Source organism: Janthinobacterium sp. Bl 1, from assembly GCF_058215535.1.
Window position 1 is genome coordinate 5,677,232 of record NZ_CM177086.1, and the last position, 13,430, is coordinate 5,690,661.

14 protein-coding genes are annotated in these 13,430 nt (G+C 64.6%); 7 read left to right on the top strand and 7 right to left on the bottom strand.

What is annotated here, in order from left to right; all coding sequences use genetic code 11:
* Positions 1-5: 5 nt before the first annotated feature.
* The 3 genes from waaC to AC4BCN_RS25640 form a co-directional block, all read right to left on the bottom strand.
* The gene (gene waaC, locus AC4BCN_RS25630; protein WP_139090775.1) at positions 6-1,028 is read right to left on the bottom strand and encodes a lipopolysaccharide heptosyltransferase I; all 1,023 of its coding nucleotides are present in this window, start codon (positions 1,026-1,028) and stop codon (positions 6-8) included.
* A gap of 4 nt (positions 1,029-1,032) precedes the next feature.
* Positions 1,033-2,427, bottom strand: coding sequence for a phosphomannomutase/phosphoglucomutase (locus AC4BCN_RS25635; protein WP_139090774.1), 1,395 nt, complete (start codon positions 2,425-2,427; stop codon positions 1,033-1,035).
* A 103-nt stretch (positions 2,428-2,530) separates the two neighbouring features.
* On the bottom strand, positions 2,531-2,839 hold the full coding sequence (locus tag AC4BCN_RS25640) for an H-NS histone family protein (RefSeq protein WP_077408468.1): 309 nt from the start codon (positions 2,837-2,839) through the stop codon (positions 2,531-2,533).
* 441 nt (positions 2,840-3,280) lie between these two features.
* On the opposite strand from AC4BCN_RS25640, the gene AC4BCN_RS25645 reads away from it, so the two are divergent.
* The 7 genes from AC4BCN_RS25645 to AC4BCN_RS25675 all read left to right on the top strand — a co-directional run bounded on the left by AC4BCN_RS25645 (position 3,281) and on the right by AC4BCN_RS25675 (position 9,725).
* Positions 3,281-4,120 (top strand): symmetrical bis(5'-nucleosyl)-tetraphosphatase, encoded by an 840-nt coding sequence (locus AC4BCN_RS25645; RefSeq protein ID WP_139090773.1) that lies wholly within the window; start codon positions 3,281-3,283, stop codon positions 4,118-4,120.
* A gap of 93 nt (positions 4,121-4,213) precedes the next feature.
* Positions 4,214-5,134, top strand: coding sequence for an AraC family transcriptional regulator (locus AC4BCN_RS25650; RefSeq protein WP_139090772.1), 921 nt, complete (start codon positions 4,214-4,216; stop codon positions 5,132-5,134).
* A gap of 129 nt (positions 5,135-5,263) precedes the next feature.
* Positions 5,264-5,818: a carboxymuconolactone decarboxylase family protein gene (locus AC4BCN_RS25655; RefSeq protein ID WP_139090771.1), complete on the top strand. Its 555-nt coding sequence runs from the start codon at positions 5,264-5,266 to the stop codon at positions 5,816-5,818.
* A gap of 1 nt (position 5,819) precedes the next feature.
* Positions 5,820-6,905 (top strand): acyl-CoA dehydrogenase family protein, encoded by a 1,086-nt coding sequence (locus AC4BCN_RS25660; RefSeq protein WP_490492059.1) that lies wholly within the window; start codon positions 5,820-5,822, stop codon positions 6,903-6,905.
* On the top strand, positions 6,902-7,696 hold the full coding sequence (locus AC4BCN_RS25665) for an ABC transporter ATP-binding protein (protein WP_490492060.1): 795 nt from the start codon (positions 6,902-6,904) through the stop codon (positions 7,694-7,696). The genes AC4BCN_RS25660 and AC4BCN_RS25665 overlap by 4 nt, the downstream gene beginning before the upstream one ends.
* 17 nt (positions 7,697-7,713) lie before the next feature.
* The gene (locus tag AC4BCN_RS25670) at positions 7,714-8,958 is read left to right on the top strand and encodes an ABC transporter substrate-binding protein (RefSeq protein WP_034746706.1); all 1,245 of its coding nucleotides are present in this window, start codon (positions 7,714-7,716) and stop codon (positions 8,956-8,958) included.
* 2 nt (positions 8,959-8,960) lie between these two features.
* Positions 8,961-9,725 carry an ABC transporter permease gene (locus AC4BCN_RS25675; protein ID WP_139090767.1) on the top strand — a complete coding sequence of 255 codons (765 nt, stop codon included), beginning with the start codon at positions 8,961-8,963 and terminating at the stop codon, positions 9,723-9,725.
* Here the strand turns inward: AC4BCN_RS25675 and AC4BCN_RS25680 are convergent.
* The 4 genes from AC4BCN_RS25680 to pyrR all read right to left on the bottom strand — a co-directional run bounded on the left by AC4BCN_RS25680 (position 9,722) and on the right by pyrR (position 13,416).
* Positions 9,722-10,468 carry a lysophospholipid acyltransferase family protein gene (locus tag AC4BCN_RS25680; protein WP_485881432.1) on the bottom strand — a complete coding sequence of 249 codons (747 nt, stop codon included), beginning with the start codon at positions 10,466-10,468 and terminating at the stop codon, positions 9,722-9,724. The two genes, AC4BCN_RS25675 and AC4BCN_RS25680, sit on opposite strands and share 4 nt — an antisense overlap.
* A gap of 139 nt (positions 10,469-10,607) precedes the next feature.
* Complete coding sequence (locus tag AC4BCN_RS25685) at positions 10,608-11,909, bottom strand: dihydroorotase (protein ID WP_128141937.1); 1,302 nt, start codon at positions 11,907-11,909, stop codon at positions 10,608-10,610.
* A 24-nt stretch (positions 11,910-11,933) separates the two neighbouring features.
* Positions 11,934-12,899 (bottom strand): aspartate carbamoyltransferase catalytic subunit, encoded by a 966-nt coding sequence (locus AC4BCN_RS25690; protein WP_034746695.1) that lies wholly within the window; start codon positions 12,897-12,899, stop codon positions 11,934-11,936.
* Entirely contained in the window at positions 12,892-13,416 is a 525-nt protein-coding gene (gene pyrR / locus AC4BCN_RS25695) for a bifunctional pyr operon transcriptional regulator/uracil phosphoribosyltransferase PyrR (protein WP_034746692.1), read from the bottom strand. Before pyrR ends, AC4BCN_RS25690 begins: the two co-directional genes overlap by 8 nt.
* Between the last annotated feature and the right edge of the window lie 14 nt (positions 13,417-13,430).

Sequence of the window (13,430 nt, forward strand, 5' to 3'; positions counted from 1 at the left end):
TAAAGTCAGGCGGGAGGATAGTCTGCCAGCAGGCGCCGTGCCGCGGCCAGCACTTCCGGCACGCCGGGCGGCGCGCCTTTATCGCCCAGGTTGATGATTTTCGGCGACCAGTTGCCTTCCGTTTTCCACAGCGGCGAATCGGCATAGATTTCCACCGTCGGGCGCACAAAGGCGGCCGCGATGTGCGTCAGGCCCGTGTCGACGCCGACCACCAGCGCCGCATGGCGCGCCAGCAGGGTGGCGTCGCCCATCGACAGCTTCGGCAGCACGCGCGCGTTCGGTAATCCGGCCGCCAGTTGTTCCGCTTCCGCCTTTTCCTTGGGCGAACCCCAGGGCAGCAAAATCGGCATCGGTGCGAGCGCCTGGCCCAGGGCGATCCAGTGTTCCGGCGCCCATTTCTTGGCGTCGCGCGCCGTGCCGTGGAAATACACGCAGTAGGGCGCTGCCCCCATCCAGTCCGGGCGCGGCTCGCTGCTTGACACTTCCGGCAAGCCGAAATCGGCCGGCGTGTCGGCCGTGTAGCCGAGCGCCGCGGCTGCCACCAGGCGGCCACGCGCTACCGCATGCGTGCGCGGGTCGAGCGGGATGCTTTTCGTGTGAAAAATGCGCGATATGCCTTCGTAGCCCGAGCCTTCGCTGCCATTGGCCAGGCCGACCTTCTGTCCGCCCGGCGCCAGGCGCGCGGCGCCCATGATGATGCCCGTCTTGAGCAAGCCCTGGGTATCGAACACATAATCATAGTGCGTCTGGCGCAGGCTGCGGAAGAAGGCGGCGATTTCCGCGCGCGTCTCTTTCTTGCCCAGGCTCTTGCGCCAGCGCCGCAGCGCGAACGGGAAGATGGTATTGACACGCGGGTTCAGGCGCACCAGGCTGGTGTAGCCCTCTTCGACCACCCAGTCGATGGTCGCGTTCGGGAAATGGCGGGCGATGTCCGCCACCATCGGCAGGTTATGCAGCACGTCGCCCAGCGAAGACACGCGCACCAGCAGGATTTTCAAAGGCGCCTGTGCGCCAGGTTGAGCGGCCATGCTGTCAGAACGGCAGTACGGCGTCAGGTTTGGCGGCCAGGATCACGCTCTTGAACTGCCCCTGGATGCGCGCCAGCGCTGCCGGCGTTTCCGCTTCGAAGCGCATGACGATCACCGGCGTGGTGTTCGACGAGCGGGCCAGGCCGAAGCCGTCCGCATATTCCACGCGCAAGCCGTCGATGGTGATGATCTGTTCATTGCCGGGGAAAACGGCGTCGCGGCGCAGCATGTCCATCAGCGCGACGTTCTCGCCTTCCTTCAGTTCCAAGTGCAGTTCCGGCGTGCTGTCGGACTGCGGCAGGGAGTTCAGCAAGGCCGAAGGGTCGGCTTCGCGCGTAAGGATTTCCAGCAGGCGCGCGGCCGAATACATGCCGTCGTCGAAACCGTACCAGCGGTCCTTGAAGAAGATATGGCCGCTCATTTCGCCGCCCAGCGGCGCCCCCGTCTCGCGCAGCTTTGCTTTCACCAGCGAGTGGCCCGTCTTGTACATCAGCGGCACGCCGCCATGCTTGCTGATCCACGGCGCCAGGTGGCGCGTGCATTTCACGTCGTACAAAATCTGCGCGCCAGGGTGGCGGGTCAGCACGTCGGCGGCAAACAGCATCATCTGGCGGTCAGGGTAGATGATCTGGCCATCCTTGGTGACCACGCCCAGGCGGTCGCCGTCGCCGTCGAAGGCGATGCCGATTTCCGCATCCGTCTCGGCCAGGCAGCGGATCAGGTCTTGCAGGTTTTCCGGATGCGCCGGATCCGGATGGTGGTTCGGGAAATTGCCATCGACTTCGCAGAACAGTTCGATGACTTCGCAGCCCATGCCGCGGAACAGGTCGCCCGCGAACGCGCCGGCCACGCCATTGCCGCAATCGACGGCGATCTTGATCGGGCGCGCCAGCTTGACGTCGCCCAGGATGCGCTCGAGGTAGGCGGCACGGATATCGTGCGTGGCATAGGTGCCCGGATTGGCAACGTCCCTGGCGCTGACGCTGCCGTCGTGCGCGACGATGCTGTGGTACAGCGCCTGGATCGCTTCGCCGTGGATCGCTTCGCCGGCCAGCACCATCTTGAAGCCGTTGTAGTCAGGTGGATTGTGGCTGCCCGTGACCATGATGCCGGAGCGCGTGTCGAGCACATTCGTGCCGAAATAAACCATCGGCGTGGCCACCACGCCCAGGTCGATCACGTCGACGCCTGCCGCTTGCAAGCCCTGCGCCAGCGCCGCCGTCAATTCCGGTCCCGACAAACGGCCATCGCGGCCGATCACGACCCGCTGCTCGCCCTTGGCCAGGGCGGCCTGGCCAAATGCCTGGCCGATCTTGTGCGCCACGCTGGCATCGAGGGTTTTAGCGATGATGCCGCGAATATCGTAGGCCTTGAAGATCGTTTGGGACAATGGAAGCATGGTGTGGCCGGTATAAGTAAGGGTCGAATAAGGAATAAATAGGGAGCCTGGCAAGGTGCAGCGTGCGGCTGGCAACTTGCTACTGCGCCATGAGCATACCGAATTATACGCGCAGCAGATCGATCGACTTGCCCGATTCCACCCACTGCCTGACCCACAGCGGCTGGCGGCCACGGCCTGTCCATTGTTCGGTCGCATTGTCAGGATGGCGGTAACGCACCGCGACTTTGCCCGTGCGCGGGTGCAAACCATCGAGTATCAGCTGTTTCAGCGGAATGCCCGCCTGCTGCGCGATGGCCATGATCTGTTCGCGCGCCTTGTTCAAGTCTTCGCGCTCGCGGCTGTTCAATTCCTGTTTGACATTATCTTCCAGTTTGCGCAATTCCAGCATCGTCATCGTAGACAGATCCATTGGTACATCCTTTATATTCATTTAAATAATAAAATCACGTGGAATATACTACATTGCATAAACATTTGCGCACCATTGCATAATCTATCGTCAATTTCATTACTGCTCCCGGTTTATTTAGCGGAGCAACATTAAGATTCAATGAAGAATATACGGGAAGCACACATGAAAATGAATAACCATGAATAAAATGGCATTCCCGCATGCAATCAACCATGGAATAAAATGGCGATTCATGCCGTGCGGCATGCCGGCCGATTATTGCCGATATAGGGCGGCAGTGAATGCAGCCGAATCAACTCCCCATGCGGAATAATCGGCGCCCGTGTTTTTCTTCCCGCCGGCCATGCGTGCAATCGGGCACTTGCCAGAAATGCCGCCAACGCCAAAGGGCCTGCATGCTTATAATGCAGGCGCGTAGTCCACTTCACCCCGGCACATATGAAAACTTATTTTATCGGCGATCTGCAAGGCTGCCATGACCAAACCGTCGAACTGATCGAACGGATCCAGGCGGCAGCGGATGGTCCGTACCGCCTGCTGTTCGCGGGCGACTTGATCAATCGCGGCCCGGCCTCGCTGGCCACCCTGCGCCACATTCACACGCTGGCGCGGCAGGGCCTGGCCGACAGCGTCCTGGGCAACCATGACTTGCACCTGCTGGCCGTGGCCAACGGCATCCGCCCCGAGCATGCGTCCGACACCCTCGCCGAAATCCTCGATGCGCCCGACCGCGCGGAGTTGATCGACTGGCTGCGCCAGCGGCCACTGGCACTGGAACACGATGGCCATGTGCTCGTGCATGCGGGCTTGCTGCCGCAATGGAGCGCGGCCCAGGCCCTGTCTCTGAGCGGGGAGGTGTCCAGCATGCTGCGCAGCGACGATTGGGTGGCGTTCCTGCGCACCATGTACGGCAACGAGCCGGCCGCCTGGCGCGACGACCTGCAGGGCGCCGACCGGCTGCGCTGCATCGTCAACGCCATGACGCGGCTGCGCTTTTGCACGCCGGACGGCGTGATGGACTTCAAGATGAAGGAAAGCGGCAGCCCGCCGCCCGGTTCCGGCCTGCAGCCCTGGTTCGACGTGCCGGGCCGGCGCAGCGCCGGCGACACCATCGTCTTCGGCCACTGGTCGGCGCTGGGACTGCAATTGCGGCCGCACCTGATCGGCCTCGATAGCGGCTGCGTGTGGGGCGGAAAACTGTCGGCCGTGTGCCTGGAAGACCGCTCGCTGCTGCAGGTCGACTGCCCCACGTTCCAGCAGCACAGCGGCAAACGCTAAGTAGCAACCATGGCGCGCATATGCTTAGTCGAAATCGGTCGTTGGCTATGCCGCGCCTGGCCCGTATGATGGAGCTTTTGCCTTTGCCATCCCATGCATCCTGATACCGACAGACTGGCGCGCTGGCTGCTCGGCAGCCTGGAACTCGACACCGCCGTCCTGCATGTGGGCCAGTACTGCGGCCGCTGGCGCGCGTCCACGGCGGGCCGGGAACTGGGCAGCTTTCACCTGGTGCTCGATGGCCACTGCTATCTGCACCTCGACGGGGCGGCGCCGATCGCGCTCGGCCCGCGCGACGGCGTCTTCCTGCTGCGCGACTTGCCGCACTTTCTCAGCCCCCACAGCGACCCGCTGCAGGCGGTCAGCGCGCAAGCGATGCTGCCGCTGCAAACGCCCACGGAGCAGCCGGCGACGGCGCTGGCCTGCGGCTTCTTTCAATTTCGCGGCGCCCTCTCCGCGCTGATCGTCGACTCGTTTCCGCCGTATCTGCTGATACGCGGCGACGCGCCCGCCTTCAGTGCGGCCGCCGCGCTGTTCGACCTGATCCTGGCGGAAGCCGGCGGCGATCCGGAACAGCCGTCGCCGCTGATCGCGCGCCTGGTCGAACTGCTGTTCTTTTACCTGATCCGCCATGTGGCGCAGGGCGAGCAGGTGGCGGCCGGCCTGCTGTCGCTGCTGCACCAGCCCGCATTTTCGCCGCTGCTCGAACGCATGCTCGACGCGCCCGCCGACGACTGGTCGATCGAGAACATGGCCAAGGCGGCGTGCATGTCGCGCGCCAGCTTCTGCAAGCATTTCGCCAGCGCCAGCGGCCACTCGCCGGCCCAGTTCCTGCTCCTGCTGCGCATGAAGATCGCCGCGCGCCGGCTGCACGACGGCGTCTCCGTCGAACGTGCGGCCGAACTGGTGGGCTACCGCTCGCACGCCGCCTTCACGCGCGCCTTCAAACGGGTCACTGGCGAGCAGCCGGGCGCCTATCGGCGCGACCAGAGATTGCGCCAGCTGGCCAGCTAAGCGCCTGCCGAAATCAAGGATCGCACAATCGCAGACGAACGAGCACAAAAGGACGACGCTGACGTCTGTTGCGTGCACGGCATGGCCGATATAATGGCCGGGTGACTTACTAACTTAGCAAGGTACCCCATGTCCCGTCTGACGCTGCACACTCTCGATACCGCCCCGGCCGATAGCCACCCCTTCGTGGAAAAGGCCATCGCCAACAATGGCTTCCTGCCCAACCTGATTGGCGTGCTGGCCAATGCCCCGCTGGCACTGGAAACCTATCTGACCGTATCAAGCATCAATGCGCGCGCCAGCCTGACGTTAATGGAACGCGAAGTGGTGCAGATCACGGCCGCGCGCATCCATGGCTGCGATTTCTGCATCGCCGGCCATAGCGCCATCTCGCTGAAAAAAGCGGGCCAGACGCCGGACACGGTACGCGCCCTGCAGCACGGCCAGCCGACGGGCGATGCGAAGCTGGATGCCGTCGCCGCCTTCGCCACGGCCGTCATCGCCACGCGCGGCGCCGTGGCCGACAGCGAATATCAAGCCTTCCTGGCCGCCGGCTACAACGAACAGCAAGCGCTGGAAGTCGTGCTGGGCATCAGCCTGGCCACCCTGTGCAATTTCTCCAACAGCCTGGCTGGCACGCCCGTCAATCCGCAATTGACGCCCTACCTGCCTGGCGCCGTCTGACATGGCGAACCTCACTCACTGGCTGCACATGCATGCCGACCAGCTCGACCAATCATCGGAACTGGCTGAAACCGTTTTACCTGCCCTCGCTGGCGACAAGCTGCTGGCCATCGGCGTGCCGAAGGAATACGGCGGCGCGGGCGGCGACGTGCGCGACGCCATCGACGCCATCGCCAAAGTGGCCGAGCAATCGGTGACGGCGGCCTTTGTCTTCTGGGGCCAGCGCTGCTTTATCGAATTCCTGCTGCAAAGCGAAAACCGCGCGCTGGCCGAACGCCGCTTGCCCGGCCTGCTGGCCGGCACGCAGGCAGGCGCCAGCGGCCTGTCGAACGCCATGAAATTCTTGTCCGGCATCGAGCAGCTGCAAATCACGGGCGCGCGCCACGATGACGGCTTGCTCGTCGACGGCGGCCTGGCCTGGGTGACGAACTTGCGCAAGGCGGGCTTTGTCGCGGCGGCCGCCGTGGCGCCGGACGACGGCGCGCCACCCGTCATCATCGCCTTCGACAGCGGCAGCGCAGGCGTCAAGCGCAGCGACGACCTGGACCTGATCGCCCTGCGCGGCAGCAATACGGCATCCGTCAAGCTGGCGCAGGTGCACATCCCGGCCGCCGACATCATCAGCGACAATGCGCCAGCCTGGCTGCCGCAGGTGCGCCCATCGTTCCTCGGCATGCAGTGCGGCCTGTCGATCGGCCTGGCGCGCGCCGGCCTGGCAAAGGCGGCGCAAATTTCCGCCGGCTCGCGCAACCAGCTCACGCCACGCATCGAAGCGCTGCAAGCGACACTGGAAGCAGCCGTCGCTACCCTGCTGGCCGGCGTGCACGATGGCCGCTTCAAGACGCAGGCGCCAGCCATGTTCCGCCTGCGCATACAGCTGGCCGACGTGCTGCAGCAGGCGCTGATGCTGGAACTGCAAGCCATGGGCGGGCGCGCCTACCTGAACGCCGAGCAGCAGGGCTTTGCCCGCCGCTGGCGCGAATCGTCGTTCATCCCCATCGTCACTCCCAGCCTGACGCAATTGCAGGCGGCCTTGCAGCTGTTCGACAGCCAGCAGGCGGCCAAGGCAGCGGGAGCGCAGGCATGAGCGTTGCCGATTGGGCCTTGCAGGCGCAGGATCTGAGCTACGCCTATCCGGGCACGGCGCCCGTGTTCCAGCACGTCTCGCTGGGCGTGCGCAAGCGCGAAATCGTCTGCCTGCTGGGCGGCAGCGGCTGCGGCAAATCGAGCCTGTTGCGCGTGCTGGCCGGCTTGCAGCCGCCATCGACTGGCGAGATCCAGTTTCTCGACGCTCCCATGCGCGAACCGGATCCGCGCAGCGCCCTCGTCTTCCAGCAAGCCAGTTTGCTACCCTGGCTGAACGTCACGGGCAATGCCGGCTTCGGCCTGGACTTCAAGCACCAGCCGCATCTCACGCGCGAGGCGCACCAGGCGCGCGTGGCGCAAGCCATCGAAGCGGTGGGCTTGAAGGGCCGCGAAAAACTGTATCCGTCCGCGCTGTCGGGCGGCATGGCGCAGCGCGTGGCCCTGGCCCGTGCGCTGGCGCGCGAACCGGAACTGCTGTTCGCGGACGAACCGTTTTCCGCGCTCGACGCCATCACGCGCGCCGAGATGCAATCGCTGCTGGTCGACGTGGTGCACCGCTGGCACACGGCCGTGCTGCTCGTCACGCACGATATCGATGAAGCGATTCTCGTGGCCGACCGCATCTTGCTCATGGGCGGCAAGCCGGGCAACATCGTGCGCGAATGGCCCGTCGCCATCGACCAGCCGCGCATCGGCCACAGCGCCGACGTCATCGCCCTGAAGATGGACATCCTCGACGCCCTGCAGGCGCTGCAAAAACAGGACCAAGCGCCTGCCTTTGCTCCCAATTAATTGACCGGAACATTCCCATGACATTCGAAGACCACAACAAACCCCTGCACATCTGCGCCTCGTCCGATTGCGACTGCGGCCTGACACGGCGCGACTTCCTGCGCATGTCGGCCCTGGCCACGGCCAGCGTCGCCTCGCCGCTGCTGTTCGCCGGCGACGCCATGGCCCAGCAAGGACCGAAGGGCGACGACCAGCCCGTGAAAATCGGCTACCTGCCGATTACCGACGCCACCCCGCTGCTCGTCGCCCACGCCCGCAAGCTGTTCGAAGCGGAAGGCTTGCAAGCGGAAACGCCGCGGCTGTTCCGCAGCTGGGCGCAAATCATCGAAGCCTTCGTCGCCGGCCAGGTCAACGTGATTCACCTTCTGTCGCCGGCCACCCTGTGGGTGCGCTACGGCGCCAAGTTCCCCGCGAAAGTCGTCGCCTGGAACCACGTCAACGGGTCCGCGCTGACGGTGGCCAACGAGATCAACAAGGTCTCCGACCTGGGTGGACGCACGGTCGCGATCCCGTTCTGGTACTCGATCCACAACATCCTGCTGCAGCAGATCCTGTCCTCGAATGGCTTGACGCCGGTCACGCGCGCGCGCAACGCCGCCATCAAGCCGAATGAAGTCAACCTGATCGTGCTGGCGCCGGCCGAAATGGTCTCGGCCCTGGCCAGCAAGTCGATCGCCGGCTACATCGTGGCAGAGCCGTTCAATGCGGCGGCGGAAAACGCCGGCATCGGCAAGATCCTGCGTTTCTCGGGCGACGTGTGGAAAAACCATGCATGCTGCGTCACCTTCCTGTCCGAGCGCGACATCAACACGCGTCCGGAATGGGCGCAAAAGGTCACGAACGCCATCGTCAAGGCGCAGCTGTGGACGCGCACGAACCAGGTCGACACGGCCAAGCTGCTGTCGAACGTGGGCGAGCACCGCTACACGCCGCATCCGCTGCAGGTGCTGACCAAGGTGCTGGCCACCACCGATTACGCCGGCTACGAAAAGCAGGGCCTGATCGTGCACAAGAACTGGCAGCAGCGCCGCATCGACTTCCAGCCGTATCCGTTTGCCTCGTACACGGAAGAACTGGTGCGCGCCATCGGCCGCACCAAGGTCGAAGGCGATACGCGCTTCCTGGCCAACCTCGATCCAAAGTTCGCCGCGCGCGACCTCGTCGATGACCGCTTCGTGCGCAAGGCCATCACGGCGGTCGGCGGCCCTGCCGCCTTCGGCTTGCCGGCCAACCTGCTGCGCAGCGAAACCGTGGCGGTCTGACGATGGCGAGCAAGCTGTTCACGAAGTTCGGACTGCCCCTCGTGGGGCTGGCCTGTGCCTTGCTGCTGTGGTCCATGGGCGTGACGGCACTGGAGAAATCCACGCCCATCGCCACCGCATTTGCGCCGCTGCCCACGGCACTGGCGTTCAGGGAGATGGTGGGCGGAGCGGATATCTGGCTGCACGTGGTATTGAGCCTGCAAAGGGTGGCCGTGGGCCTGGGACTGGCCATCGTCATCGGCGTGCCGCTCGGTGTGCTGGTGGCCATGTCGAAAAGCTTTTCCGGTGCGGCCATGCCGCTGTTCCAGCTGCTGCGCATGATTTCGCCGCTGTCGTGGATGCCGATCGCCGTGATGGTGCTCGGCGTCGGTGACGCGCCCGTATACTTCCTGCTGGCGTTTGCGGCCGTCTGGCCGATTTTGCTCAATACGGCGGCCGGCGTGGCGCGGCTCGATCCGAACTGGCTGCTGCTGGCGCGCAGCCTGTCGGCCACGCGCAGCGAAATCGTCTTCAAAGTGATTTTGCCGGGCATCACGGCCGACATTCTGACGGGCGTGCGCCTGGCCATCGGCATCATCTGGATCGTGCTGGTGCCGGCGGAAATGCTGGGCGTATCGGCGGGCCTCGGCTACTTCATCCTCGATACGCGCGACCGCCTCGCGTATTCGGAGCTGATGGCCGCCATCGTGCTGATCGGCATACTCGGCTTCATTCTCGACTACCTGGCCCGCGCCGCGCATGCGCGCTGGCTGCACGTGAAGAATTAAGCGGCCTTGTCCAGCGGCAGCGTAGCGGCTACGGCCGCCTGCGTTGCCGCCGCCAGTTCGCGGCGGTGCGCGTCGAGCGTCGCCACCGGCGCCAGGCAGGTCAGGCGCGCCGTGATGGGCGGACCGCTCAAGATCGCCACCATGCTTTGCGCAAAACTCATGTCGCCGATAAAGTCTACGGCGTGATGCAAAGCCCCCTTGTCATCGACATACACGAGCGCGAACGGCTGCACCGGCACTTGCGCGTCGATGGCCGCCTCGAACAGATTGGCGTGAAACGGCAGGATCTGCCCTTGCGCGGCGGTCGTGCCTTCGGGGAAGAACGCGATGCGCTCGCCCGCCGTCAATTTATCCACCAGACCCTGGAAGATCAAGCGCAGATCGCGCTTGCTGCCGCGCGAAATGAAGATGGTGCCCGCGCGCCCCGCCAGCCAGCCCAGGATCGGCCAGGCGCGGATTTCCGCCTTGGCGACGAAACGGCAAGGGTGGACGGCGTTGATGACGAAGATATCGAGCCACGAGACGTGATTCGCCACCACCATCGCATGGTCGAGCGCCGGCACGCTGTCGGCCGGCTGCGCCACGTGCACGCCGCAGATATCGAGCAGCTGCGTCGACCAGCGGCGGATACGCCGGTTGCGCCCCTCCAGGTCCAGCCAGGGAAAGAGCACGGCGCTCTTGGCCATGCCGCAGCTCAGGTGAATGGCGATGCGCGCGAGGCGGTAGGTAAGCAGAAGTTTCAAATGACACCAGATAAAGAAGCAAACCCACAGCAAATTCTGGGGTCAGACCCGGCGGGGGAATCCGCCCCAATGGGGCGAATTCCGCTCCTGAAAGGACTGACCCCGGCAGTATGCTGGAGTTTCACTCCGATACAAACAATTAACGCTGAAACGCCACCTGTCCGGCAACGATGGTCGCCTTGACGATGCCGCTCAGCTCATAGCCGAGGAAAGGCGTGTGCTTGCCCTGGCTGGCCAGCGACGCCGACGACACGGTCCAGCGCGCGGCGGGATCGAAGACGCAGATGTCGGCCGCTTCGCCCACGGCCAGGCTGCCAGCCGGGATGCCGGCGACACGGGCCGCGTCGGCCGTGACCTTGGCCACGGCGCGCGCCAGCGGACGTGCGCCCGCTTGCGGCTGCTCCAGTGCGTAGTCGTCGGCCCATTTCAAGGCCAGCGACAGCAGCAGTTCCAGGCCCGTGGCGCCGGGCGACGCTTCGCCGAACGGCAGCAGTTTTTCATCGTCGTCGACGGGCGTATGGTCCGAGCACATGGCGTCGACCGTGCCATCGAACAGGCCGGCGCGGATCGCATCGCGGTCGCGCTGGCTGCGGAACGGCGGCGTGACCCTGGCGTTCGGATCGAAAAAGCCGATGTCGGCGTCCGTCAGATGCACATGGTGCACGCCCACGTCGCAGGTGACGGGCAAACCTTCAGCTTTCGCAGCGCGGATCAGTTCCAGGCCCGCCGCCGACGAGATGCGGCACAGGTGCACGCGCGCGCGGCTGGCGCGCATCAATTCGAAAATAGTGTGCAGGGCGATGGTTTCGGACATCACGGGCACGCCGGACAAGCCCAGGCGCGACGCCAGCGGGCCGCTATGGGCGATGCCGCCACGGCCGATATGCGGGTCTTGCGGGCGCAGCCAGACCGTGTAGCCGAAGGTGTTCGCGTACTGCATGGCGCGCAGCAGCACGGTCGTGTCTTCGATCGGCTCTTCCGCCTGCGCGAAGCCGATGCAGCCCGCTTCCGTCAGTTCGGCCATTTCCGTCAGCGACTTGCCCTTCAAGCCCATGGTCAGTGCGCCCAGCGGATGCACGTGGGCCTTGTTCTGCGTCTTGGCGCGGTATTTCAGCATCTCCACCAGGCCCGGTTCATCGAGCACGGGGTCCGTGTCGGGCGGGCAGACCAGGCTCGTGACGCCGCCTTGCAGCGCCGCCTGCAGTTCCGATTCCAGGGTCGCCTTGTATTCGTAGCCCGGCTCGCGCAGGCGCGCGGACAGGTCGACCAGGCCGGGGGAAACCACCAGGCCGGCCGCGTCGAACGTGGTATCAGCCTTGAAGCCGGCCGGGGCGCTGCCCACGGCCAGCACCTTGCCATCGGCGATAAACAGGTCTTGCAAGCCATCGATGCCGTTGGCAGGGTCGATCAGGTGGCCGTTCTTGATATGTAGTGTCGTCATGCTCGCTTACTCGTCCTTGGGCTATCAGCCCTGATTACCAGCCAAAATACTCATCACCGCCATGCGCACAGCGATACCGAACGTCACCTGCGGCAAGATCACCGCCTGCGGACCGTCGGCCACGGCCGAATCGATTTCCACGCCGCGGTTCATCGGGCCCGGATGCATGACGATGGCGTCCGGTTTCGCCAGCGCCAGGCGCTCGGGCGTCAAGCCGTAGCTCTTGAAATATTCCTGCGCCGACGGCAGCAGCGCGCCGCTCATGCGTTCATTTTGCAGGCGCAGCATGATGATCACATCGACGCCTTTCAAGCCTTCATCCATGTTGGTAAAGGTGCGCACGCCCATCTGTTCCAGGCCGCCCGGCAGCAGGGTGTGCGGACCGATGGCGCGCACTTCAGGTACGCCCAGGGTGGTCAGCGCGTGGATGTCGGAACGGGCCACGCGGCTGTGCAGGATGTCGCCCACGATGGCCACCGTCAGGTTGGTGAAATCCTTCTTGTAGTGGCGGATCGTGTACATGTCGAGCAAGCCCTGGGTCGGGTGCGCATGGCGGCCGTCGCCCGCGTTGACGACGTGGACGTGCGGCTGCTTGGTGTCGATCAGGTGCTTGGCGATCAGGTAGGGCGCGCCCGACTGCGCGTGGCGCACGACGAACATGTCGGCATGCATGGCCGACAGGTTGTCGATGGTGTCGAGCAGCGACTCGCCCTTGCTGGCCGACGAGGCCTGGATGTTCAGGTTGATGACGTCGGCCGACAGGCGCTTCGAGGCGATTTCAAAGGTGGTGCGGGTGCGCGTGGAGTTTTCAAAGAACAGGTTGAAAACGCTCTTGCCGCGCATCAGCGGCACTTTTTTCACGTCGCGGTCGGAAATGCCGACGAACGAGGAAGCCGTGTCGAGGATGTGGTTGACGATAGACTTCGGCAAGCCTTCAATCGTCAGCAGATGTTGCAGTTCGCCGTGTTTATTCAGTTGCGGATTAAGCATGGTGGGTATCTATGGTGAGCGTGAATTTTCCATCGTCGGCTTGCTTCAGGACCAGGGCCTGACCCGGCGGCACGGCAGTGAAGGCGGCCACGAAATCGGCGGCCACCGGCAGCTGGCGTTCGCCCCGGTCGACCAGTGCGGCCAACATGATCTTCGCCGGGCGGCCATAGTCGAACAATTCATTGATGGCCGCGCGCGTCGTGCGGCCCGTGTACAGCACGTCGTCGACCAGCAGGATGGTGGCGCCGGCCACGTCAAAGCTGATCTGCGTCGGCTTGACGTCCGCATGCAGGCCCTTCTGGGCGAAGTCGTCGCGGTAGAAGGACACGTCGAGCACGCCCAGGCGGTCGAGCAGATTCAGGTCGCGCGCCAGGCGTTCGGCCAGCCAGGCGCCGCCCGAATGGATGCCGACGATGGCCACGTTGGGGATGCCCGCCAGGCCGCTTTGCACTTGCTGCAGCAAGACCCCGTACAGGGCCTCGGCGTCGAGTTGGGATGGATTCGTAGGATGCGGCATAGAGTTCTTAATCA

Bases quoted from the DNA above. Each gene is read 5' to 3' on its own strand.
- AC4BCN_RS25660 (WP_490492059.1), top strand. From the start codon at position 5,820: ATGGCGAACCTCACTCACTGGCTGCACATGCATGCCGACCAGCTCGAC.
- AC4BCN_RS25690 (WP_034746695.1), bottom strand. From the start codon at position 12,899: ATGCTTAATCCGCAACTGAATAAACACGGCGAACTGCAACATCTGCTG.
- AC4BCN_RS25665 (WP_490492060.1), top strand. From the start codon at position 6,902: ATGAGCGTTGCCGATTGGGCCTTGCAGGCGCAGGATCTGAGCTACGCC.
- pyrR (WP_034746692.1), bottom strand. From the start codon at position 13,416: ATGCCGCATCCTACGAATCCATCCCAACTCGACGCCGAGGCCCTGTAC.
- AC4BCN_RS25645 (WP_139090773.1), top strand. From the start codon at position 3,281: ATGAAAACTTATTTTATCGGCGATCTGCAAGGCTGCCATGACCAAACC.
- AC4BCN_RS25635 (WP_139090774.1), bottom strand. From the start codon at position 2,427: ATGCTTCCATTGTCCCAAACGATCTTCAAGGCCTACGATATTCGCGGC.
- waaC (WP_139090775.1), bottom strand. From the start codon at position 1,028: ATGGCCGCTCAACCTGGCGCACAGGCGCCTTTGAAAATCCTGCTGGTG.
- AC4BCN_RS25685 (WP_128141937.1), bottom strand. From the start codon at position 11,909: ATGACGACACTACATATCAAGAACGGCCACCTGATCGACCCTGCCAAC.
- AC4BCN_RS25675 (WP_139090767.1), top strand. From the start codon at position 8,961: ATGGCGAGCAAGCTGTTCACGAAGTTCGGACTGCCCCTCGTGGGGCTG.
- AC4BCN_RS25640 (WP_077408468.1), bottom strand. From the start codon at position 2,839: ATGGATCTGTCTACGATGACGATGCTGGAATTGCGCAAACTGGAAGAT.
- AC4BCN_RS25650 (WP_139090772.1), top strand. From the start codon at position 4,214: ATGCATCCTGATACCGACAGACTGGCGCGCTGGCTGCTCGGCAGCCTG.
- AC4BCN_RS25655 (WP_139090771.1), top strand. From the start codon at position 5,264: ATGTCCCGTCTGACGCTGCACACTCTCGATACCGCCCCGGCCGATAGC.
- AC4BCN_RS25670 (WP_034746706.1), top strand. From the start codon at position 7,714: ATGACATTCGAAGACCACAACAAACCCCTGCACATCTGCGCCTCGTCC.